Origin of the sequence: Candidatus Planktophila sp. (assembly GCF_044232745.1) — a bacterium.
Lineage (GTDB): Bacteria > Actinomycetota > Actinomycetes > Nanopelagicales > Nanopelagicaceae > Planktophila.
In genome coordinates this window covers 15,900-38,689 of record NZ_JBIILI010000007.1, presented here as the reverse complement: position 1 = coordinate 38,689, position 22,790 = coordinate 15,900, and the positions used below count along the sequence as shown (strand labels likewise).

At 44.1% G+C, this 22,790-nt stretch carries 24 protein-coding genes and 1 pseudogene; 12 read left to right on the top strand and 13 right to left on the bottom strand.

Translation table 11 applies throughout. The features are described 5' to 3' along the window. From AC9UGD_RS05320 to AC9UGD_RS05305, 4 genes and pseudogenes are all read right to left on the bottom strand, one after another. Positions 1-67: pseudogene (locus tag AC9UGD_RS05320) on the bottom strand (30S ribosomal protein S6); the annotation flags it as partial. A gap of 101 nt (positions 68-168) precedes the next feature. Further along, on the bottom strand, positions 169-1,365 hold the full coding sequence (locus AC9UGD_RS05315) for a glycosyltransferase family 87 protein (protein ID WP_509570563.1): 1,197 nt from the start codon (positions 1,363-1,365) through the stop codon (positions 169-171). Between the two features lie 8 nt (positions 1,366-1,373). Beyond that, entirely contained in the window at positions 1,374-3,275 is a 1,902-nt protein-coding gene (locus tag AC9UGD_RS05310) for a transglycosylase domain-containing protein (protein ID WP_509570560.1), read from the bottom strand. A gap of 9 nt (positions 3,276-3,284) precedes the next feature. Continuing rightward, positions 3,285-3,698: a DUF5318 family protein gene (locus tag AC9UGD_RS05305; protein WP_509570557.1), complete on the bottom strand. Its 414-nt coding sequence runs from the start codon at positions 3,696-3,698 to the stop codon at positions 3,285-3,287. 43 nt (positions 3,699-3,741) lie between these two features. On the opposite strand from AC9UGD_RS05305, the gene AC9UGD_RS05300 reads away from it, so the two are divergent. Next, the gene (locus tag AC9UGD_RS05300; protein ID WP_509570554.1) at positions 3,742-5,013 is read left to right on the top strand and encodes an MFS transporter; all 1,272 of its coding nucleotides are present in this window, start codon (positions 3,742-3,744) and stop codon (positions 5,011-5,013) included. Here AC9UGD_RS05300 and AC9UGD_RS05295 read toward each other — a convergent pair. Continuing rightward, positions 5,003-6,433: a CCA tRNA nucleotidyltransferase gene (locus tag AC9UGD_RS05295; protein ID WP_509570551.1), complete on the bottom strand. Its 1,431-nt coding sequence runs from the start codon at positions 6,431-6,433 to the stop codon at positions 5,003-5,005. The genes AC9UGD_RS05300 and AC9UGD_RS05295 overlap by 11 nt on opposite strands. Positions 6,434-6,465: 32 nt before the next feature. Between AC9UGD_RS05295 and AC9UGD_RS05290 the strand changes: the two genes are divergently transcribed. Genes AC9UGD_RS05290 through AC9UGD_RS05260 form a run of 7 tightly spaced genes read left to right on the top strand, consistent with a single transcriptional unit; the run spans position 6,466 to position 13,400 of the window. Further along, positions 6,466-7,044 (top strand): NUDIX hydrolase, encoded by a 579-nt coding sequence (locus AC9UGD_RS05290; protein WP_509570548.1) that lies wholly within the window; start codon positions 6,466-6,468, stop codon positions 7,042-7,044. Then, positions 7,041-8,144 (top strand): DUF6049 family protein, encoded by a 1,104-nt coding sequence (locus tag AC9UGD_RS05285; protein ID WP_509570545.1) that lies wholly within the window; start codon positions 7,041-7,043, stop codon positions 8,142-8,144. The genes AC9UGD_RS05290 and AC9UGD_RS05285 overlap by 4 nt, the downstream gene beginning before the upstream one ends. Beyond that, positions 8,141-9,787 (top strand): murein biosynthesis integral membrane protein MurJ, encoded by a 1,647-nt coding sequence (murJ, locus tag AC9UGD_RS05280; RefSeq protein ID WP_509570543.1) that lies wholly within the window; start codon positions 8,141-8,143, stop codon positions 9,785-9,787. Before AC9UGD_RS05285 ends, murJ begins: the two co-directional genes overlap by 4 nt. 22 nt (positions 9,788-9,809) lie before the next feature. Next, positions 9,810-10,736, top strand: a complete 927-nt coding sequence (gene trxB, locus AC9UGD_RS05275) for a thioredoxin-disulfide reductase (protein WP_509570540.1) — start codon at positions 9,810-9,812, stop codon at positions 10,734-10,736. A gap of 36 nt (positions 10,737-10,772) precedes the next feature. Beyond that, positions 10,773-11,096 (top strand): thioredoxin, encoded by a 324-nt coding sequence (gene trxA / locus AC9UGD_RS05270; RefSeq protein ID WP_509570537.1) that lies wholly within the window; start codon positions 10,773-10,775, stop codon positions 11,094-11,096. A gap of 4 nt (positions 11,097-11,100) precedes the next feature. Next, positions 11,101-12,093 carry an N-acetylmuramoyl-L-alanine amidase gene (locus tag AC9UGD_RS05265; protein WP_509570534.1) on the top strand — a complete coding sequence of 331 codons (993 nt, stop codon included), beginning with the start codon at positions 11,101-11,103 and terminating at the stop codon, positions 12,091-12,093. 41 nt (positions 12,094-12,134) lie between these two features. Next, positions 12,135-13,400: an aminotransferase-like domain-containing protein gene (locus AC9UGD_RS05260; protein ID WP_509570531.1), complete on the top strand. Its 1,266-nt coding sequence runs from the start codon at positions 12,135-12,137 to the stop codon at positions 13,398-13,400. Here the strand turns inward: AC9UGD_RS05260 and AC9UGD_RS05255 are convergent. From AC9UGD_RS05255 to rpmH, 8 genes are read right to left on the bottom strand one after another with little or no spacing between them, the layout of a single operon-like run. After that, entirely contained in the window at positions 13,397-14,260 is an 864-nt protein-coding gene (locus AC9UGD_RS05255) for a ParB/RepB/Spo0J family partition protein (RefSeq protein WP_509570528.1), read from the bottom strand. The genes AC9UGD_RS05260 and AC9UGD_RS05255 overlap by 4 nt on opposite strands. Continuing rightward, on the bottom strand, positions 14,260-15,168 hold the full coding sequence (locus tag AC9UGD_RS05250) for a ParA family protein (protein ID WP_509570525.1): 909 nt from the start codon (positions 15,166-15,168) through the stop codon (positions 14,260-14,262). The genes AC9UGD_RS05255 and AC9UGD_RS05250 overlap by 1 nt, the downstream gene beginning before the upstream one ends. An 8-nt stretch (positions 15,169-15,176) precedes the next feature. Beyond that, positions 15,177-15,755: a 16S rRNA (guanine(527)-N(7))-methyltransferase RsmG gene (gene rsmG, locus AC9UGD_RS05245; RefSeq protein ID WP_509570522.1), complete on the bottom strand. Its 579-nt coding sequence runs from the start codon at positions 15,753-15,755 to the stop codon at positions 15,177-15,179. Between the two features lie 18 nt (positions 15,756-15,773). Then, entirely contained in the window at positions 15,774-16,316 is a 543-nt protein-coding gene (locus tag AC9UGD_RS05240) for a Jag family protein (RefSeq protein WP_509570519.1), read from the bottom strand. A 42-nt stretch (positions 16,317-16,358) separates the two neighbouring features. Beyond that, positions 16,359-17,270: a membrane protein insertase YidC gene (gene yidC / locus AC9UGD_RS05235; protein WP_509570517.1), complete on the bottom strand. Its 912-nt coding sequence runs from the start codon at positions 17,268-17,270 to the stop codon at positions 16,359-16,361. After that, positions 17,270-17,497 carry a membrane protein insertion efficiency factor YidD gene (gene yidD, locus AC9UGD_RS05230; protein WP_509570514.1) on the bottom strand — a complete coding sequence of 76 codons (228 nt, stop codon included), beginning with the start codon at positions 17,495-17,497 and terminating at the stop codon, positions 17,270-17,272. The genes yidC and yidD overlap by 1 nt, the downstream gene beginning before the upstream one ends. Further along, the gene (gene rnpA, locus AC9UGD_RS05225) at positions 17,494-17,847 is read right to left on the bottom strand and encodes a ribonuclease P protein component (RefSeq protein ID WP_509570512.1); all 354 of its coding nucleotides are present in this window, start codon (positions 17,845-17,847) and stop codon (positions 17,494-17,496) included. Before rnpA ends, yidD begins: the two co-directional genes overlap by 4 nt. 19 nt (positions 17,848-17,866) lie before the next feature. Then, the gene (gene rpmH / locus AC9UGD_RS05220; protein WP_509537799.1) at positions 17,867-18,004 is read right to left on the bottom strand and encodes a 50S ribosomal protein L34; all 138 of its coding nucleotides are present in this window, start codon (positions 18,002-18,004) and stop codon (positions 17,867-17,869) included. Positions 18,005-18,288: 284 nt separating this feature from the next. Between rpmH and dnaA the strand changes: the two genes are divergently transcribed. The 4 genes from dnaA (at position 18,289) to AC9UGD_RS05200 (ending at position 22,740) form a co-directional block, all read left to right on the top strand. Beyond that, positions 18,289-19,689: a chromosomal replication initiator protein DnaA gene (gene dnaA, locus AC9UGD_RS05215; RefSeq protein ID WP_509570509.1), complete on the top strand. Its 1,401-nt coding sequence runs from the start codon at positions 18,289-18,291 to the stop codon at positions 19,687-19,689. Between the two features lie 340 nt (positions 19,690-20,029). Then, the gene (gene dnaN / locus AC9UGD_RS05210; protein WP_509570506.1) at positions 20,030-21,160 is read left to right on the top strand and encodes a DNA polymerase III subunit beta; all 1,131 of its coding nucleotides are present in this window, start codon (positions 20,030-20,032) and stop codon (positions 21,158-21,160) included. Between the two features lie 27 nt (positions 21,161-21,187). Continuing rightward, positions 21,188-22,282, top strand: coding sequence for a DNA replication/repair protein RecF (gene recF, locus AC9UGD_RS05205; RefSeq protein WP_509570503.1), 1,095 nt, complete (start codon positions 21,188-21,190; stop codon positions 22,280-22,282). Beyond that, positions 22,282-22,740, top strand: a complete 459-nt coding sequence (locus AC9UGD_RS05200) for a DciA family protein (RefSeq protein ID WP_509570500.1) — start codon at positions 22,282-22,284, stop codon at positions 22,738-22,740. Before recF ends, AC9UGD_RS05200 begins: the two co-directional genes overlap by 1 nt. Positions 22,741-22,790: the final 50 nt, after the last annotated feature.

The window sequence follows — 22,790 nt, the reverse complement described above, 5'->3', positions numbered from 1 at the left end:
GGCTTGGTGTGACTGTGCGTTCTTCTAGTTCTGGATCAAGAATGACCATAAGTTCATAATGACGCATGTGTTAACCCGACCTCCTCTGGACTAAGACGGCCACGGTATTTCCGTGACAGGAGGGTTAAATTCCTTATTACCTAAGGAAAACCTTAAGCAATAAGAGGGCTAAGGGTAAGGCTTTCCGGCCTCAAATAGTAAATCGAGGAGCCTGCTCTGCGTATTTCGAGCCTGTAAAGCCCGTCTAGCCAGGACCGCCATCAGGTAGATCGTGCCGGCAATACGGACCAAAGTCAGAATGGCATAGGGGGTCGCGGCCAGGCCAAAGCGAGCATCAGTGACAGATGCGATGTGTTGCCAGATTGCAACATGGTAAATAGTTTCCGTTGCTTGCCATAGCCAGAATGCGTGTAGATCTTTTTTATTTGTTAATGCAATTACCGCTAATGGTGTTAACCACAGAACATATTGCGGTGAATACACCTTGCTAGCAACCATCACGGATGCCAAGACTATAAATGCAACTGAGGCAAGAGTCGGTGTGTATTTGAGTTCGAACAACATAATTGCAACTGAAGTTAGTGCAATGAGAAGCAATAGCACTGAAAGATAGTTCAGATTAGTTAATGAGATGCCTAGTTGTTGTAATGCTAACCAAAAGGATCCCCAATCTGGCCCGCGTTCTAAATTGAGTTTGTAAAAGCGCCACCAACCTGCCGGGGTAGTTAGAGCGAATGGCAAATTAATTGCAATCCATGTTGCAGCTACAACGCCAACATATTTTACTAACTCTTTGACCTTTTCATCTCGCCATAGAATAAATGCAATTGGAATCAATAAAAAGATTGGTAAAAACTTTGTTGAAATAGATACACCCATAATTAATGCGCTATATGCATACTTCTTTCGATCAAACCAATAGATCGCAAGCATCATCGATGCAATCGCCCATAGATCCCAGTTGATATACAACGATGCAATCACCGCCGGCGCAATCGGGACAAGGTATGCAAACTCAGGCCGTATTTTTCGGACCAATAAAACCGTTGCTATGAATAAGAGAATTAAAAAGAAGATGTTGACATTGAAATATGAAGCGGGGGAGTTAGCAACAAAACTAGTTGCATACATAACCATGGCTGTAATAACTGGATACTCGACGCTGTTCTCATCACTTGTAAATGGCCACTCATTGTTATCTAGTCCGCGACTTCCAAATAGTGCGGGCAGATCGCTATAACAAGCGTGAATATATTGATCTGGCGTTGCCCAGCCAGTGTTTTCGCAATGGGAAAACTTTGCAAAGGAAAGCAGTGATGCAAATATGGCAAGAACTACAAGCGTTCTAACTTTCGCTAGCTTCATTTCCTTCATTAAGGCTTAGGTGTTTGCTTTCCGCCTGATGTCATAACAACAGGCTCAAGTCCACCAATGTTTGAAGGTGCCGGGAAGTCCATAATCGGTTCGCCCTTTAGTGCACCCTTCATGAACTGTGTCCAAATACGTGCAGGCAGAGATCCACCAGTTAGTGATGTTATTCCACCAATGCCATTGAGCGACTGAGTTGCGTTATCTCTGAAAAAGGCAACCGATGCTGCAATTTGTGGTGTGTAGGCACTAAACCACGCTGACGCATTTGATTGTGATGTTCCGGTTTTACCGGCAGCTGGTCGACCTAGCGCAAGTGCAGCTGCTCCAGTTCCACCAGTAATTGTTCCCTTTAGCGCGTACGTTAAATCTGCCATTACCTCTTTGCTAAATACTTCTTGAGTTTGTGGGGTTGCTTCGTACAGCACGCCTTTATTTGAACCTAATACTTGAGTTACTAAGAATGGCTTTGACTTAATTCCTTGTGCGGCAAATGTTGCGTATGTGTTGGCAACATCGATGACATGGGGACTTGATGTTCCAAGAACAATCGATGGTGTTGGCATCATCGCAACACTGTCAGGGATTCCTGCACGGCGAGCAACATCTACAACATTTGTTGGGCCAACCTTGATTCCGAGTGGAACAAAGATTGTGTTAATTGAATGTCTGGTTGCATTCATTAGATCGGTTTGACCCCAACCTTCATTGCCATAGTTGAAAACCTCATATGGTTTTCCAGCATCATCAAATGTTTGTGGTGAATCACCATTCCACATTGATGTCAGCGGAATTCCTTGTTCTAAGGCTGAAACAATTGCAAACGGCTTAAAGGTAGATCCTGCTTGAGCAATTGATTGGGTTGCATCATTTAATTGACGTTCTAAATAATCACGACCGCCGTACATTGCAAGAACTTCACCGGTTCCGGGGCGGATGGCAACTAATCCGATACGAAGATCTGCAGGTGCTTTGGAAGGGTAAAACTTATTGACAGCATCAACTGCGGATTGTTGCGCTTTTTGATTAAGGGTTGTTTTAATGACAAGGCCACCAACAAGTAGTTGATCCTGACTAAAACCTAGTTTTGCTAACTCTTTTTGTACCGCTTCAATGATGTGACCCTTTGGTCCACTGAGTTGTCCAGATGTTGCGCGCGGTGCGACTCTTGGTAACTTCATTGTGGCGGCATCTTTTTCGGTAAGCCACCCGGCTTCAATCATGTTGTTCTTTACATACTCAAAACGATTAGCTAAACGTTCAGCGTTACCTTCTTTAAAGACTGGGTCATACAGACCTGGCGAGCGCAAGATAGATGCGATTACCGCTGCTTGTGAATTTGTTAACTGATCAACATTGCGATTGAAATATTGCTGCGAGGCGGTCATAACACCGTAAGAACCTCGACCGAAATAAATAGTATTTAGATAACTTTCAAAAATCTGATCTTTAGAGAGTTGGTTTTCTAATTTAATAGCAATAACAAGTTCTTTTATTTTTCGCTGAATTGTACGGCTAGGTGTCAAGAAGGCGGTCTTTGCATATTGCTGTGTGATTGTTGAACCACCTTGCAATGCTCCACCTCTTAAATTATTAACAACTGCGCGCAAAATGCCTGTTACTGAAAATGCTTTGTTTGAGTAAAAACCACGATCTTCGGCCGCTAAAACTGCGTATCGAACATTGAGTGGAATTTTTGCAAGAGGAACAATCTGTCGGTTTTGGGTTCCGACGCGGCCAATCTCTTCGCCGTTTGAGTACTGAATAATTGTTGATTGACTATTTACATATGCGTTGGCATCAGGGATATCAACGGTGAAATAGGCAAGCGCGAACAGCACAGATCCGGCAACAAAACCAAAGCCGCCTAGAAAGACTGCTGCTCTAATCAGTAATTTACGGGCCATTTGCTAATGCTATCCCTTGGCGTAATCCTCATCCTCCAAGGTGCGAACCTTGCGCGGGGCTTTTCGTTCAACGCCATCACCTAATACGTATGAGGCACACAGGTGATTCCATGAACAGTTCTTACAGACTTCAACGATGTACACAGTGAACTCACCAAATTCGCGTTCCATCGCGATTAACTCTCTTGGGGTCTTAATGCGACCTGAGTATTGACCTAGTTGCTCGCCAAAGGTGTACCGCAATTCAACCAGCTCTTCCTTTTTACATACTGGGCAGTTGCGTGCAACTTTGTCGCCATGCCATTTGGCAGCGCGCATCAAATATGGGTCGGCATCGCAGGCATCAACGACACCACGAAAGAGCGCCATCAAAGTGGCGCGCTTATCGAGTGAATAATCGATGAACCCTCGTTGCGATTTCATTAGGGGGAAGAATAATCCCATTTTCATGGTTACGCTCTTTCTTATGAGCTTTACTGGGTTGCTGCGCCACCCTCGACTTTCTCGACTGCTTGCTGTTCGTTGGACGGGCCAAGCAACTGATGGTGTTTTTCAAAGCGCGCTTGCTTCTTTTGTTTTATTCTCCCCAGAACGACAAGCTGATGCGTTAAGTGCGGCAATTGGATTTGCAGTTGTGTTACTGCCGTATTCAATTGTTGGTCCCTTTGTTGGAACAATTCTGGATCGAGTATCGCGTCAACGCGCACTCTTATATTCAAACCTTGCGCGCAGTACTAATTTACTGTTGGTTGCATTGCTTGTGTTTAGCGGAACAACGGGTGTTCCTTTAACAATTGTTGTCTTGGTTGCTTTTGGTATCAACCGATTAATTCTTGCGGCGCTTTCTGCTGGTCTTCCTTTGTTGATTGAAACAAAGTCGTTAATAACCGCAAATGCAATTGCTGTAACCGGTGGATCAGTGCTTGTTGTTGTTGGTGGTGGAATTGGTGTTGGTGTTCGCGCCTTGGTTGATGGAGCAGCTATTGCAGATCATGCTGATGCATTGCTAATTACCCTTGCTGCTCTTGGTTATTTCACAGCAGCTTTGCTTACAACCCGACTATTAAAGTTTGAAATTGGTCCTGGTACCCACGAACGTCAGACAGCCTCCTTTTCACAAGGTTTTACTGAAATGCGTGAGGGGTTGGCATTTTTACGAACACATATCGATGCAGCACGTGGAATTATTGCAACCGCTGTTCACCGTGGTGGCTTAACCGCACTTACTTTGACGGCATTGTTATTAGAGCGAAATACATTTAATGATCCAACTCAACCTGAAAAAGGTTTAGCTGGTTTCGGAATTGCACTTACGATTGCTGGGGCTGGTGTATTTCTGGGCGCATTTTTGGCTCCGTATGGAGTTGGCAAAGTAGGAAGACATCGTTGGATCAAATTTGCAATGTTTGCAAGTGCGGCTTCACCTTTGATATTGGCAGCTTCACAAACTTCCATTGCACTTTCTGTGACAGCATTTTTAACTGCTTTTTTTGGGCAGAATGTTAAAGTTACAAACGATGCTTTGGTGCAGTCAAAAATTGATGATTACTACCGAGGTCGCGTATTTGCTGTCTATGACGTTGTTGTAAACGCAGCGATTGTTAGTGGTGGATTAATTGCTGCACTTATGTTGCCGCCTTCAGGGGTTTCAGCGCTTGTTCCCTTGTGTGTTGCAGTTGCGTATTTGTTAGTTGCGCTAATTGTGTTGCGACCAAGTAGATTCAAAGCTATCTACTAGCCCACCATTCAAGAAGTGCTGTAGTTGCCGCTTCCTCGCCAATAGGACCCTGTTCTAGCCTGAGTTCTAATAAGAAATCCATGGCTTGCCCAACTTCGCGTGAAGGTTTCAGATTAAGCAACTGCATGACTTGCGCACCATCTAAATCGGGGCGAATTTTTAACAACTCTTCTTGCTCCATCAAAACTTCGATGCGAGCTTCTAAAGAATCATAGGTGGCAGCAAGTCGCGCCGCTTTTGTTTTATTGCGAGTGGTGCAATCAGCGCGGGTTAAAACATGTAAATGTGTGATGAATTCGCCAGCATCACGAACATAACGGCGGACGGCAGAGTCAGTCCACTCGCCTTCACCATACCCATGAAAACGAAGGTGCAGCGTTGTTAATAGCTCCACCGCAGCAACGGTGTCATTATCAAAGCGCAACGCCTCTAATCGCTTTTTCGCAAGACGCCCACCGACAACCTCGTGGTGATGGAATGAAACTCCGCCACCTTCAATAAATGCACGGGTCTTTGGTTTTCCGATGTCATGTAGCAAAGCTGCAAGTCGAATAACAAGGTTTGGCCCACCTAAACGGTCTTCATGTTCGATCGCTTGTTCCAACACTGTAATTGAGTGTTCATATACATCTTTATGATGATGGTGTTCATCGACCTCAAGACGCAACTTTGGAATTTCTGGCAGTACTAAATCTGCAAGCCCGGTATCAACTAAAATTGTTATGCCTGTACGAGGGTTGGGCGACATCAACATCTTTGTAAATTCATCACGAATGCGTTCTGCAGAAATTATGCTGATCCGATGCGCTAAGTCTTTCATTGAAACAATAACTTCGGGTGCAATTTCAAATCCTAATTGCGATGCAAAACGTGCAGCACGCATCATTCGCAATGGATCGTCATTAAAGGAATCACCAGGTTTGCCTGGTGTTCGCAAAACCTTTGCAGCTAAATCTTGTAACCCATTAAATGGATCTATAAAAAGTGGGATATCGCCGGTTAGTTCTAGTGCCATTGAATTAACAGTGAAATCGCGACGCGATAAATCACCATCGATTGTTACTCCGTACTCGACTTCCGGTTTACGAGAATCAGGATCATAACTTTCCGTTCGATATGTTGTTACTTCAACAGTTGTGTCTCCACGTTTTCCTGCAACAGTTCCAAATGCAATTCCGGTATCCCAAACACTTTCTGCCCACTCTTGCAAAATCTTTTTTGTTACTAATGGATGTGCATTTGTTGTGAAATCTAAATCATTTCCAAGACGACCTAAAATTGCATCGCGGACAGGTCCACCAACCAATGCCAAGGTAAACCCCTTGGCCTTAAAGGCTTGGGCTAAGGAGCTTGCCAGCGGTGCTCGTTCAATTAAGGAACGGATCGCTAACTCTCCTGCGGCGCCTAATGCTGTACTCACAATAAGTAAGGTTAAAGCACTACCCTTGCTCCATGATCCCGGCACCTGGTGCGGGCAGCGACGGTACGAAGAAAAAGCGGAAGCGTAAGCGCTCCGGTAATCGCGGCCCACAACCACAGACTCAGAACACTGCTCAGAAGAGCGCTCAATTGAAGCGTCCTGAGACAAAACGACCGTATGCGAAACGTGTTGATGAGGTCAGTGCCGGCGGCTTGGTTGTTGATACAACCGGAACGATGGGATTACTTATTGGCCGCTATGACCTTAAAGATGCGAGCGGAAAACGTGTCCTGTGGTCTCTGCCTAAAGGGCACATTGAAGAAGGTGAAACTCCAGAAGAAGCAGCGATCCGCGAAGTTGCTGAAGAAACAGGAATTAACTCATCCATAACTAAATCTTTGGGTGTGATTGATTTTTGGTTTATGGCTGGTGGAAAACGAATTCACAAAACTGTTCACCACTTTATGTTCACTGAAATTGGCGGGACTTTGCTTGCACAAGAAAGTGAAGTTGATGAAGTCTCCTGGTTTCCACTATCTGAAATTGTCGAGCGTTTGGCATATCCCGATGAAAAGAAATTAATTGCCAGAACTGCAGAGTTAACAGAATGAAAAAATTGATCGCGCTGTTGATAATGTTCTTAGTTGTCTTGCCTTTGTCGCCTGCCCAAGCTGCTGATTCAACTGTGCGAATAACATCGATGGCTCATCAAACTTTTACGGGTGAATTTCGCAATGATGATTTGGCTCAGAAATTAACACCGTCGGGATCTCTTGGGGTATTGGTCTATACGCCGCGGGTCAACAACAAAACTTGGGTTATAGATGCTGCTCTAGTGGATGAAGTCATAGCAATGACCGTTAATTACACACTAGCAAACGATGCCGTACCTGGTGGCACAGAGATTGCAATTGCTTGGTTAAAACAACTTCGCGACATTACTGCCGACCAACAAGTAGTTGCACTTGCATATGGAAATCCAGATGTTTCACTTGCTAAAGAATTAGCCCCGAGTGAATTAAAGAAATATTATGCGTTTGGTAAAACACAACTGGAAGCGGCTCTCGGTCGCCAGGTTCGTAGTGAGCCAAATGGAGGTTGGAGCACAGGCACATCGGGACTCAGTAACACATTGCGAAAGGCGTACAGTGATAATCGTAAAGCTTTAACAAAGCTTTCCCGAGTTGTTACTGACCCCGAACTACTCATGCTTCGGGCTAAGTTATCGAAGTTATTGTCTCCACAATTGGATAAAAGTGGGCGTGAGTTTTATTCCGCTAGCGCCACCTCTGTAGTTGCAAAAACAGTTTACAAACTACGAATCAATAGTGGTAGATATCAGATCACAACTTCCAATGTGAAATTACCTGTAACAGTGATTAACGAGTTCAACTCTGATGTCACAATAGATATTTCAATGGTACCTATTAATTCACGTGTTGTTGTAGGAAGTTTTGACAATGTAACAATTCCTGCTCAATCTAAATTACAACTTGAAATGCCTGTAGAGGTAATCGCACCAGGTCAAACCTCGGTTTCGGCGTTGATAACTGATGCAAAGGGTAGTGAGCTTGTCCCTGAAGCGACGCTGACATTAAATTCAACGGTTATTGACCCACGGGTGACCTGGTTTACCACCGGTGCCGCCATACTTCTTCTATTGGCAGCAGTTGCACAGAGTGTTCGTCGCGTACGAAAGAGAGCAAAATGAAATCTAATGAGCTCTACCGCGCATCAGGAATTATGGCCCTAGGCACAATTATTTCACGTATCACTGGATTTATTCGCGGCATTTTAATTGTTGCCGTATTAGGAACAACCTTACTTGCAGACACTTACAACGTTGCAAACACAATGCCAAATATTTTGTACAACTTACTTGTTGGTGGTGCGTTAACTGCAATCTTTATTCCTCAGTTAGTTAGATCTTTTGATCACCTAGATGGCGGTGATGATTTTGCATCACGACTAATTACGACAATCTCCCTCATTCTTCTTGCTCTGGTTTCGCTCGGAATGTTTTTTGCCCCCGCGTTGGTGCGTTTGTATGCACCAGAATTTTTCACAACTGGTTTTGAAAGAGAACAAGAGATTGCAATCGCATTTACGCGTTACTGTCTGCCACAAATCTTCTTCCTAGGTTTATTTACGATGTTGGGGCAAATCGCTAACGCCCGCGGTTCATTTGGTCCGCTTATGTGGGCTCCGATTGCCAACAACATCGTGGGAATTGCATTATTTGGTGGATTTTTACTCTTTTCTCCAGGAATTGATATCAACTCCATAACCTCAAACCAGGTCGCGTTGCTGGGTTGGGGAACAACACTGAGCGTTGTTGTTCAGGCATTGGTACTGGTGCCAGTTATTAAGAAACTTGGTGTGTCCATTAAACCAAAGCTAGGTGTCTCTGGTTTAGGAAAGTCATTCAATCTAGCTGGTTGGACACTTGTGTATGTTTTGATTTCTCAACTGGGTTATTTAGTGACGGTCAATGTTGCAACATCTGCAGCGGTTCGCAGCGCACAAGAAGGTATTGAAACTGGTGTTGGTTACACACCATATACATATGCTTACTTTGTAATGTTATTGCCATATTCAATTGTTACGCTCTCAATTGTTACCGCGATCTTGCCTCACATTTCAAGATTAGCGCTCGATGGCAAGCGTGATGAAGTCAAAGCACAACTGATTAGAGCGATTCGATTAGTTGGCGTAATTACAGTTCCTAGCGCAGTTGCATTTTTATTATTTGGCCCATTGATTACAGAAAGCATATTTATTGGTATTCCTGCTGAGGATTCACGATACATCGGCTATGTTTTATCTGCGCTTAGTTTCGGACTAGTTGCATTTTCTATTAACCTTGTTTTAATCAGGGGTTTTAACGCATTCGAAGATACAAAAACACAAGTCATATCGATCTTGGTAATAAATGTTGTCTCTGTTGCAATTTCCTATAGCTTCTTATATTTCTTGAAAACTCAATGGATAACAGTTGGTTTGGGTGCTGCATTTTCTGTAAGTTATTTAATTGGGTTACTAGTCACGCTAGGACTATTAAAAAAACATGTTGGGAAATTAGCCATTTCTGAATTTTTGGGTCAACATCTTCGATTATTAATTGCCTCCCTCCTTGCGATGGTTCCTATATTTGTGATGACTCAATACATCTCTTGGTTCGCATTAGATTTATCCCGTGCGGCTCGAGCTGGTGAACTTTTTGTTGTGATGGTGGTCGCATTCTTTGCATACATCCTGGCGGCAAAAGCGCTCCACATTGAAGAGGTATCGATGATCCGCCACTTGGGTAGTTCAATCAGTCGGCGTTCAGCAAAATCAGAGGAAAACGAATAGATTTCAGGGTCTAGGGGGCATCATGGGTGAAGTTAGAAACGTTGTAATTGTCGGGTCAGGACCTGCCGGATACACGGCCGCAATTTATGCAGCGCGTGCGCAGTTGGATCCAGTGATTTACGAAGGTTCTGTTACCGCTGGTGGTGCGCTCATGAACACAACTGAGGTTGAAAACTTCCCTGGTTTTACAGATGGCGTGATGGGTCCAGATTTAATGGACAGCATGCGCAAACAGGCAAAGCGTTTTGGTGCTGAATTAATCACAGATGACATTGTTGAAATGGATTTGTCCGGAGAGATAAAAGTTTTGAAGGATGGTTCTGGTAACACCGTTAAAGCAAAGTCGGTAATTCTCGCAACTGGTAGTGCATACCGCGAAATTGGCTTAGTTAATGAAAAGCGTTTATCTGGTCATGGTGTTTCATGGTGTGCTACTTGTGATGGTTTCTTTTTCCGCGGGCAAACAATTGCTGTTGTTGGTGGCGGAGACTCTGCTGTTGAAGAAGCAACTTTCCTGACACGTTTTGCGGACAAAGTTGTTTTGATTCATCGTCGTGGTGAATTACGTGCATCAAAAATTATGGCTGAGCGTGCGAAAGCTAATCCTAAAATTGAATTTCTCTGGAACACAGAGGTGACTGATGTTCTTGGTGCAGACAAAGTTGAAGGTCTGAAACTTCGTAACACTGTTGATGGGACAGAGTCAGAGCGAGCATTTACTGGTTTGTTTGTTGCGATCGGGCATATTCCTCGCAGTGAATTATTGCTGGGTCAAATTACTTTGGACAATGAAGGTTATGTAATCTGCGAAGGCCGCTCGACAAGGACTAATCAAAAAGGTGTCTTTGCCTGCGGAGATTTAGTCGATCACACCTACCGTCAGGCAATTACAGCAGCAGGTTCAGGCTGTGCTGCAGCACTTGATGCTGAAAAATTCTTAGCGCACTAGTAATCTTTAACTAACACACACATAAGGAGCAATACGATGGCAACAAGCAAGGTAACGACAGCATCATTTGATGCAGATGTTCTCAAGAGCAGCACCCCTGTTTTGGTTGATTTTTGGGCTGAATGGTGCGGTCCCTGCCGAGCTGTTGGACCAATTCTTGAGGAAATCTCAGATGAGCACGGTTCAAAGCTTAAGATCGTAAAGCTCAATACTGATGAAGAGTCAGCAATTGCTATTAAGTATGGAATTACATCTATTCCATCTATGTACGTATTTGTTAATGGTGAAGTTGTAAAACAAATTGTTGGTGCTAAGCCAAAGCCAGCACTATTAAAGGAACTAGAAAGCTTCCTCGTATAAATACATGTCAGATTTAAACGAGTCGGAGATCCGCTCATTTCAGCAAGCCCGTGGCCTTGATGTCACGGGTTTTGTTGATGCGGTCACTGCTCGTGCCTTAGAAGAAGCACGCTGGAAACTTGGCGATCGATCGCTGTATTTGCAAGAGCCACCATTAATGCACGGCGATGACATTGCTGCCTTGCAATCTCGATTAACTGAGATGGGTTTTGATTGTGGTCGAGTTGATGGAATTTATGGTCCTCGAACCGAATTAGCTGTTAAGGATTTTCAAAAATCTGTTGGTTCGACTATTGATGGAAAATGTGGTCCCGCAACAATTATTGCTCTGATTCGTTTAACAAAGATTGTTTCTGGGGGAGTCCCGTCAACTCTTCGACAAAATGCAATGCAACAAAGTCGGGGACCAGCACTTGCAAATAAGGTTATTGTCTTAAATCCCGATGGTGATGATCAACTTGTTTACGATATTGCGGTTCGTACCGAAGGTCGGCTACTTGCATTAGGCGCTTCGGTCTTCTTAACTCGTGGTGCTACAAATAATCCATCAGAAAACGAACGAATTACATTTAGTAATAAGAGTGCAGCAGATTTGATGATTTCACTAAATGTTGATTCATATCCCAATGAAAAAGCACACGGAGCAGCTACTTACTTTTATGGCAGCGATGCACATGGTGTTCATTCAATTGTTGGAGAACGTTTTGCATCCCTTGTACAACGTGAAATTTGTGCTCGTACAGATCTAACAAATTGTCGTACTCACGCAAAAACATGGGATTTATTGCGTATGACTATGGCCCCAACAGTCCGCATTGATTTGGGGTATGTGAGCAACCCGGGTGATTTAGGCCGTCTTTCCCGACCAGATTTTCGTGATGTGATTGCTGAAGCGTTGGTTATTGCTATACAACGTCTCTATTTAGCCGCAGAGGATGATGCAAAAACCGGCACTTTACGTATTTCTGATCTTCGCAAAGCCGGTATCCGTCGCTAAATCACACTCAAGCATTCCCTTGGGTATGACAGACTTAGACTATGTCGGACATAACGCAACGCTTCTCAACAGGTGCACCTCAAAATCTTGAAGAAAGATTTGCATCAAGAGCAGCCCATATGAAGCCAAGTGAGATTCGTTCACTCTTTGCTGTTGCATCCCGTCCAGAAATTGTCTCACTCGCGGGTGGAATGCCAAATCTTTCAGCGCTTCCTATGGGAATGATGGCTGATGTTGTCAACAATTTGATCCGCAACAATGGACAAGAAGCATTGCAGTACGGAAATGGGCAAGGACATCCAAAACTTCGCGAGCAAATTTGTGAAGTTATGGCGCTCGAAGGTATCCGTGCTAATCCTGACGATGTTTTAATTACAACTGGTTCGCAGCAAGCTTTGGACCTTATTTCACGCATTTTTTTAGATCCTAATGATGTTGTTCTGGCCGAAGCACCTTCATATGTTGGTGCTCTTGGAACATTCCATCAGTACGAAGCAGCTGTTGTGCATGTTGAAACAGATGAGAATGGATTGGTGCCTTCAGCGTTACAAGAGGCCATTAAAACTGTTCGGGCAGCAGGTCGTAAAATTAAGTTTTTATACACAATTCCTAATTATCAAAATCCAAGCGGTGTCCTACTGCCAGCAACTAGACGTACAGAGATTCTAAGTATTTGCCGCGAAGCAGGAATTTTTGTTGTTGAAGATAATCCTTATGGATTGCTTGGATTTGATAAGCCGTCACCTAACGCAATGCGTGCTGAAGACTCAGAAAACGTGATCTATCTTGGCTCGTTTTCAAAGACAATCGCACCTGGATTGCGTGTGGGTTGGGCGTTAGTCCCACCTTCGCTGAAGGAAAAACTGGTTATTGCCAGCGAATCATCGATTTTGTGTCCTTCAAACTTCACACAATTAACGATTTCTAATTATTTAGCTGATCAACCGTGGCGCGACCAGATAGCTTCCTTTTGCGAGCTATACAAGGTCCGTCGCGACGCAATGTTGGAATCATTAGATGAACACTTTCCAGCAACTGCGCAATGGACAAAGCCTGGTGGCGGTTTTTATGTGTGGGTTACTTTGCCACCCGAAATTGATACAACAGTCATGATGCCCAAGGCAATTGTTGCGAAGGTTGCATATGTTCCGGGTACCGCCTTTTACGCAGATGGTTTTGGTTCATGGTCGTTGCGTTTGTCCTATTGCTACCCAACACCAGAACGCATCCGCGAAGGTGTCAAGGCGCTTGGTGGCGTAATCAAACAAGAAATAGCAAGCCGAAAAGGTTTTGAATTAAAGGGTTAGTTTTCTAACGCCTTTGTAATTCGTTTCAAATCTTCAGCTCCAGCAAATTCAATAACGATCGTTCCTTTTTTTGCACTGCCTTGAATTGTTACACGGGTATCGAGAGCATCACCAATACGTTCTGCGATTTCCTGTAATTCAGGGCTAGCTGATTTTGCGCCTTTGGGTTTCTTAGCCGATTGCCCTTTAGGTGCACCGGCGGAAATAATTTCTTCGGTGGCGCGAACAGATAGACCTTCGCTAACAATTCTGGTTGCTAATTTTTCAATTGCACCTGTATCACTTAGCCCTAATAGTGCTCGTGCATGTCCTGCCGATAAAACACCTGAAGCTAATTTTTGCTGAATAGATGTTGGAAGATTCATCAGTCGTATTGTGTTTGAAATAAGTGGACGTGATCGTCCTAGTTTTTGTGCAAGCTCATCATGTGTGCAATTAAAATCTGTTAGCAGTTGTGAATACGCTGCTGCTTCTTCTAAAGCATTTAATTGGCTCCGGTGAATGTTTTCAATTAGTGCTTCTCTAAGAAGTTCGTTATCCGGTGTCTGTCTGATAATGACAGGAATGCTGGTTAATCCAGCAGCTTTTGCAGCGCGGAAGCGACGTTCTCCCATGATTAATTCATATTTACCAGGTGTTGTTTGACGCACTACTGGTGGTTGCAGAATTCCGATTTCTTTAATTGATGCAATTAATTCTTCAAGTGCAACTGGATCAAAGTGTGTTCGTGGTTGCCGAGGGTTAGGTGAAATAGCACTGATAGCAACCTGGTTTTGTTGTCCAACCTCTTTGTCGCCAACAGTTAGTGAGGTCGGGATCAATGCATCTAGATTTGTGCCGAGTCCACCACGTCGCGCCATTAAGCGATCTCACCTTCACGTTTGTAATTAATGGAAACAACATTTGAATCAAAAGGTTTTCCGCGTTCTGCTAATTCGCGAGCAACCGCCATGTATGCAATTGCACCTGGTGAACCTGGGTCATAGGTCATCACTGTTTGTTTAAATCCAGGAGCTTCTGAAACGCGCACTGTTCGAGGGATTGGAATATCAATTAACTCATTTGGATAATGTTTTCTAATTTCATTAGCAACATCATTGGCAAGATTTGTATTGTTATACATAGTTAATACCAGTGTTGATAATTTTAATGTTGGGTTTAAACGCTTCTTCACTAATTCAAATGTTTTTAATAGTTGTGACAATCCTTCAAGTGAGTAGTACTCGCATTGAATCGGGATCAAAACTTCCTTTGCAGATGTAAATGCATTAATCGTTAATAGACCTAATGATGGTGGGCAATCAATAAAAATGTAATCAATAGTTTCGCCAAGGGCTGCGCGATCTGCAACCAACTCTTCGATTGCTTCCTTTAAACGCATCTCTCGCGCAACCATTGGAACAAGTTCAATTTCTGCTTGGGCGAGTGATGTATTTGATGAAACACATTCAAGTGAAGGGAAACCTGCAACCTTTTGAATAACCTGTGACATTGTTGAATCACCCATCAACACTTCATAAATTCCCGCATTATCGAGGTGTTCAACACCTAGTGCTGTAGAAGCATTTCCTTGTGGATCAAGGTCAATAACAACAATTTTTAGACCGCCCATAGAAAGGGCTGCTGCAAGGTTGACTGTGGTTGTGGTTTTACCGACCCCGCCTTTTTGGTTGGCTACCGTCAGAATTCGAAGGGAAGCGGGTTTAGGCATCGCCTCTCGTAAGCGGCGGGTGCCAACTACCTTTTTTGTTTCACGTGAATCATCCACGTGGGTAGTTAAGCACCTTTTTTAACCTCGACAATACGGCTGAGCTCAATTCCCTCCAGATTTACCTCGTGGAGGATCGCTTTTGCCACAGATTTCATCTCTTCTTGGGCTTTTTCGCCCTTCATGGCCAGTAAGGAGCCATTGGTTTTCAAGAGGTGCCAGCTAATCTTTTTTAACTTTTCTAGGGGAGCCACTGCACGGGCGGTTACATAATGGGCTGTTGTCTTCACATCCTGGGAACGGCCACGGATTACCTCAATATCGAGCCCCACTACCGCCTCTTGGAGAAACTCCACACGGCGCTCCAGTGGTTCAATCAGGGTTACCTTTAAATCAGGACGGGCTAGCGCAATCACAATTCCGGGCAATCCCGCTCCGGAGCCGATATCAAAAACGGTGGCACCTTCAGTAAAAAGGGTGGTTACCGGAAGGCAGTTAAAAATATGGCGCTCCCAGATGCGATCAGCCTCGCGGGGACCGATCAATCCACGCTCAATTCCCGCTGTTTCTAGGAATTTAGCGTATGCGTGAACCCGCTCAACATCTGGAAAATGTCTCGCGATGAGGGTTTCACGTGAAACCTGCATAGGGGTATCTAAACCGGCCTAGGCTGGATAGATAACTACGAAACGGTTTGGATCTTCTCCGTCAGACTCGCTGCTTAGACCTAGCTCTTGAATCGTGTCATGGATAATTTTGCGCTCAAAGGCGTTCATTGGCTTCAACTTGATTGAGTTGCCAGTTGTTTTTGCCTCTTCAGCCATATCTTGAGCCAACTTCTTAAGCTCTGTACGACGGCCAGCGCGGAATCCATCAATATCAAGCATTAAGCGGCTGCGATCTCCAGTTGAGGTCTGTACCGCTAGGCGGGTGAGCTCCTGGATAGCATCTAAAACTTCGCCATCGCGGCCCACAAGGTGGCTTAGTTTTCCGCCGACAATTGCTAGGGCGGCACGGTCATTTTCTACATCGATATCGATGTCGCCATCAAGATCTGCGATGTCTAGCAACGCTTCTAGGTAGTCAGCGGCGATATCGCCCTCTTCCTCTAGCCGTGCTACACCCTTAGGTGCCTTTTTTGTTTCTACAGCCTCTTCAGCAACAACCTCTGCCACTTCAACAACTGTTTCACTCTTCGCTTTTGCCATGATGCCCCCTTTGTCGGGATTGTAGTAATAAGTCCGTTTTGTCTACTTCTTCTTTTTCTTCTTTTTTGGCTGTTGGCGCTGACCTTTTTCTTCGATCGTTGTGCCCTCAGAGTTCTTGGTGTTCTCGGTTTGTTCCTCTACTACTCCGCTTTTCTTATTGCGTTTTCGTTGAAGCTCTTCATATGCAGGTGAACCTGGTGTTGGGTTTCGTTTAATGACATAGAACTGTTGCCCCCATGTCCACAAGTTTGTTGTTGACCAATAAATTAAAACACCGACCGGAAAGTTAACACCAGTGATCGCAAAAATAACTGGGAATGCGTACAACATAATTTTTTGCTGTTGCAACATCATATTGTTTGATGAGTCCATCTTTGGCATTCCCTTTGTCATTAATTGACGTTGGGTTGTAAATGTTGTTAATGACATAAATGCAATGAGAATAATTGTTACAAGTTTTACAGTGGTGATATCTGAACCTAAAAAGGTTTGTGAAATCGGAGCGCCAAAGAACTCAGCTTGTGCTGCACTAATTCCATCCTCTGTCGTAAGGACTCCCTTTGCATCGATTGGAACTTTTCCAATTCCGTTTAGAACTGTAAAGAGTGCGAAGAAAATCGGTGCCTGTGCCAAAATTGGAAAACAGGAAGCGAGTGGGTTTGTCTTGTGCTCTTTATAGAGCTTCATCATTTCTTCGGATTGCTTTTGACGATCATCTTTGTACTTCTTTTGAATCTCCTTCATGTGTGGTTGAAGGGCGGTTAATGCACGCTGGGATTTAATTTGTTTTACAAAAAGCGGAATTAAAATGATACGAATAATAATCACAAGACCGATGATTGCTAGTGACCATGAGACACCGCTATCGGTTCCAAAGATTGGGGTTAGTAAATTGTGGATGGTGACAATAACCCAAGAAACAGCGATATATAAGGGGTTTAGGATGCTATCCATTAAATGACTACCTTCTCTTTCGGAACTACATAATCAACACCACCGTGAGACCATGGATTACAACGCAATAAACGCCAAGTGCTCATTGCAACACCTTTGAGTCCGTATGTTTCAATTGCAGTAACAGCATATGAAGAACATGACGGGTAATACTTACAACGTGGTCCAAACATTGGAGAGATCCATTTTTGATACACCTTGATAGGTGTTGTCAGTATGTGTCTCACTTTTGATTAACCTTCTCGGAAAACTTTTTTACAAGCTCCCCGACAATCTTTTTCACCTCTTGTGCAGCATCTGCGCTGTGTGCAGTATTTAGCGCCCTAACTACCAACAAACCACCGGTTGGTAGCTGCGGGTAAACATCGCGGAAGGTGTGACGTATTTTGCGAGCAATTCGGTGACGGGTTACAGATCCGCCAACATTTTTGCTGATGATTAAACCTGCGCGAGCAGGTTGATCCAGATTGGTTGGGTAGAGATATCCGACAAAGTTTTGGGTTGAGGCTCTCAAACCACTCTTTGTTGCACGCGCGAAATCGGCGCTCTCAGTAAGACGTGCGCTTTTTGCAAGCACGGGTATTTGTTATGAACCCTTATGCAGAAAGCTTGGCGCGACCCTTGCCGCGACGAGCAGCAAGTACTGCACGGCCTGCACGGGTTGCCATACGGGCACGGAAACCGTGCTTCTTGGCACGACGGCGTGTGTTTGGTTGGAAGGTGCGCTTTGTCATTGAAACTCCTAATAATGAACTTCTACTACGGGCCAGAAATACGGGGGAAGCAAGGAGGTAACGGTAGAGGTCTGGGGATAAGCGGGTCAAACTGGCCAATGACTGTGGGGGTGTTTGTCCAGATTGTGGATAACCAGTTGCTTTTTTTGCCAAATCGCTCTACTTTTCACTCCCCCTCCACAGGTAGATAGCTTTGGGAGGGTTTTATAGGGCTCAACCTGGGGTTTAGACCACAGGCTGTGGATAACCCTGTGGATGAGTTTTTCTAAGGAATTGAGGCCCTGGTGAGCGTTATAGAGGTTGAGCTACCAACGCTCTGGGGACGAGTTATTGAGGAGGTTGCGACCAACGCCCCTCAACACCGAGCATTTTTACAGTTAACAAAACCTTTGGGGCTTTTGCATAACGATAACCAAACAACTTTGTTAGTTTCTGCTCCGAATCTTTTTGCAAAAGATGTTTTAGAAAGTCGTTTGCGCACAATTGTTAGTGAGGTTTTAACCCGCGAACTTGGATCGGCAACAAATATCGCTGTAACTGTTGATGAATCGCTAGAAGTAGTCACAACCCCCAACCAAGATGTTGAAGTTGAGTTTGTTGCTCCGAAAACAGGCACAGGTCGTGACGATGCGCCTGTCTCTAAATCTGCCGATACTTCAACTTTAAACCCACGTTATATTTTTGAAACTTTTGTTATTGGTGCATCAAATCGTTTTGCGCATGCCGCTGCTGTTGCTGTTGCTGAAGCACCCGCGAAGGCTTACAACCCTTTATTTATCTATGGTGAATCGGGTTTAGGTAAGACTCACTTGTTGCACGCGATTGGTGCCTATGCCCAAGAGTTATACGGCAATGTGCGTGTTAAATATGTTTCATCTGAAGAGTTCACAAATGACTTTATTAACTCGATTCGTGATGACAAGGCATCTGCTTTCCAGCGCCGTTATCGTGATCTAGATATTTTGCTTGTTGATGATATTCAGTTCTTGGAAAATAAAGAGCGCACACAGGAAGAGTTCTTCCACACTTTTAACACTTTGTATAACGCGAACAAACAGATTGTTATCTCAAGTGACCGCCCGCCAAAGCAGTTAACAACCTTAGAAGATCGCCTACGTTCACGGTTTGAGTGGGGTTTGATTACAGATATTCAACCTCCTGAATTAGAAACGCGTATTGCAATTCTTCGTAAGAAGGCAGCGCAGGATAAATTAAATGCTCCTGATGATGTTCTGGAATATATTGCTAGCAAGATCTCAACAAACATCCGCGAGCTTGAGGGTGCGTTGATTCGTGTGACAGCTTTTGCTTCCCTTAATCGCCAAAGTGTTGATCTTTTATTAGCTGAAATTGTTTTAAAGGATTTGATTCCTAATGAATCTAATCCAGAAATCACTGGCGCAACCATCATGGCTCAAACCGCTGCCTATTTCAGTCTGACAATTGATGATTTGTGTGGAACATCCCGTTCGCGCGTATTAGTAAATGCGCGCCAGATTGCGATGTATTTATGCCGCGAGCTCACAGAGCTTTCATTGCCGAAGATCGGCCAAACATTTGGTGGACGTGACCACACAACGGTTATGCACGCCGATAGAAAGATCCGTCAACTGATGGCTGAGCGTCGTTCGATCTATAACCAGGTCAACGAGCTCACCACCAGAATTAAGCAGCAAACTAGATAGGCCGCGGTTGATTTGGGCTATATGTCCGAATTGCCACTCTTTACCCCCAGTTGGGGACAAGATGTGGATAACTGTGGAGAATTAGGGCAATACCGTGGATAACCCCGGGTGAATTGATTGGAAGGAAGGGTGTGGTTGATATGAAGCAGAGTTATACCCACATCTTTCCACCAGTTATTCACACCTTATACAAAGCCAATCCCCGCACCGAGCAGGGCTTTTGTAACTTACCCACAGAAAACCGCTCTAGTTACTACGACTACCTTTATATACATACATCCAGTTACGCGAATAACCTTTCCACACATACACATATGAACTACAAGAGTCGAGGATAGAAATGAAATTTACAGTCGAGCAATCAGCGTTAACCGATGGGGTTAACTGGGTTTCCCGCTCTCTATCAACTCGCCCTATTAAAACCGAGCTTCTTGGAATAGTTATTAACGCAACCGGTGATGAAGTTTTCTTATCAGCATCAGATTTAGAAACAGCAAGTAAAGCGCATTTTACAGCGGATGTTAAAGAACCAGGTAAAGTTTTAGTGCCAGGAAAACTTCTTGCTGAGATTTCCCGCTCTTTACCTAACAAACCAATTACTTTTGTTTTGGATGGAACACGCGTTTCTGTAACTAGCGGCAGCGCAAAATTCACATTACCAACCTTGTCGGTTGATGAATATCCAAACTTGCCCGACCTACCAGATTCAACAGGAACTGTTTCAAGCGATACTTTTGCAACAGCTGTAGCACAAGTTGCAATCGCAGCAGGCCGTGATGATTCACTACCAACTCTGACTGGTGTACATGTTGAAATTAATGAAGATACAGTCACTTTTGCTGCGACAGATCGCTACCGTTTAGCTGTTCGTGAAATTCAATGGACACCATCTGCACCAAACACATCAACAACAGCGTTATTACGCGCTCGCACAATTGCAGATGCCGCCAAATCACTAACTGGTTCCAAAGATGTTTCTCTTTCTTTCGCGCCCAACACAAGTAACGATCGTTTAGCTGGTTTTGCAGGCGATGGAAAAACTATGACTTCACGCATGTTGGATGGAACATTCCCTCCATACCGCCACTTACTCCCACAAGAGGTAACAACCACAGCGCTAATCGAAGTTGCCACACTTCTAGACTCTGTGCGCCGTGTTGCGCTAGTTACAGACAAAACCGTTCCACTACGTCTTGATTTTGCGAACAACACCTTGTCTCTTGAAGCAGGTGCTGGCGAAGAAGCACAAGCAACAGAGGCAATAGAGATCTTGTTAACTGGCGAAGCGATCTCAATAGCATTTAACCCAACATTTCTTGCAGATGGTTTAAATGCGGTTGGAACAAAATTTGTTCAAATCTCATTTACTGGTTCCAACAAACCAGCAATTTTGATGGGTAAGAGCGATAAAGATGGCGCAGTAATTGAAAACTACCGCTACTTGTTAATGCCAATGCGTTACGCATCGTAAATCCCACATCTGTAGTAAGGACACCTAGTGCGTATTAACAAGTTGGCTTTAACCAACTTCCGTTCATACAACTCGTTGGAATTAGAACTTGAACCCGGAGTAATTACATTTATTGGTGACAACGGTTCCGGAAAAACTAATATCGCCGAATCGCTTATCTATTTAGCTTTTCTTTCTTCACACCGGGTTGCTAATAACGTTCCACTTATTTCACTGGGAAACCAACAAGCAATTATCCGCGCCGAAGTACAACGTGAGGATCGGACACTTCAGATTGATTTAGAGATCAATGCAAGTAAAGCTAACCGGGCACGCATTAACGGGAATCCAACCCGCAGCCAACGTGAACTGTTAGGCGCAATCCAAATCGTGTATTTCTCACCAGAGGATTTAGATCTTGTACGTGGCGAACCAGGTAATCGCCGTGATTTTCTAGATCGTTTACTTATTACCCGCACCCCACGTTTAGCAGGGGTTATCGCTGATTACGAACGTGTAGTTAAACAACGTAACGCGTTGTTAAAAACACGAACATCAGCCGCCGCCCTTGTCCCTTGGAATGAACAACTCATCAAACTAGGTGCTGAATTAACAGCTGAAAGAATTGCGCTAATTGATGCTCTAAACCCATGGGTGGCCAAAAATTATGCAAACCTTAATGAAGTTAAACCGGCATCCATTTCCTATAAATGCAGCACCGAAGGTGTTACTAAAAACATTGATGACAACACAGTTGCACTCACACAACGTTTAGAAGAGGTTGCGTATCAAGAGATCGAACGGGGTGTTTCTTTAATCGGCCCACACCGTGACGACCTCCATTTACAAATTGGGGAGTTTCCTGCAAAAGGGTATGCCAGCCATGGTGAATCCTGGTCAATGGCAATCTCACTACGTATTGGATCTTTCAATCTTTTAAAATTTGAAGGTTCCTCACCGATTTTAATTTTAGATGATGTCTTTGCCGAACTTGATACATCACGTAGAATCCAATTAATGTCAGCAATGCAATTAGCAGAACAAACTTTTATTACCGCCGCGGTGGAAAGTGATTTACCAGCAGAATTGTTAACTCAAAAATTTTATGTAACACCAGGAGTTGTTAAGAAAGGAAAGAGTTAGTGACAAAACGAGACTTAGCACTAGATCTTTTCACCTCTTTTAAAACAAGCGTTACAAGAAAACCAAACAAACCTGCACCAACTGTTCGATTTGGACAACCAGGAGATCCAGAATTAATCAGCGGCGTACTCAATGATTTAATTTCAGATCGGGATTGGGACTCAGGTTTAGCTGAAGGAAACCTATTTATTAATTGGAATAAAATTGTTGGTGATGAAATTTCTCAACACGCACAACCAATTTCAATATTAGATAATGTCTTAACAATTCAAAGTTCATCCACTGCATGGGCTACACAACTGCAGTTAATTTCCAATGATCTTTTAAAAACGATTCAAAAAGATGCCACAGGGGTGCTCATCGAGCGGCTTGTGATTTTTGGACCTCAAACCCCAACGTGGAAGAAAGGGGTCCGCACCATCCGTAACGCCCGTGGCCCCCGCGACACCTACAATTAGCCATAACCGCCTTTTATTAACTAGAGCCCACTAGATCCCCTCAACTCCAC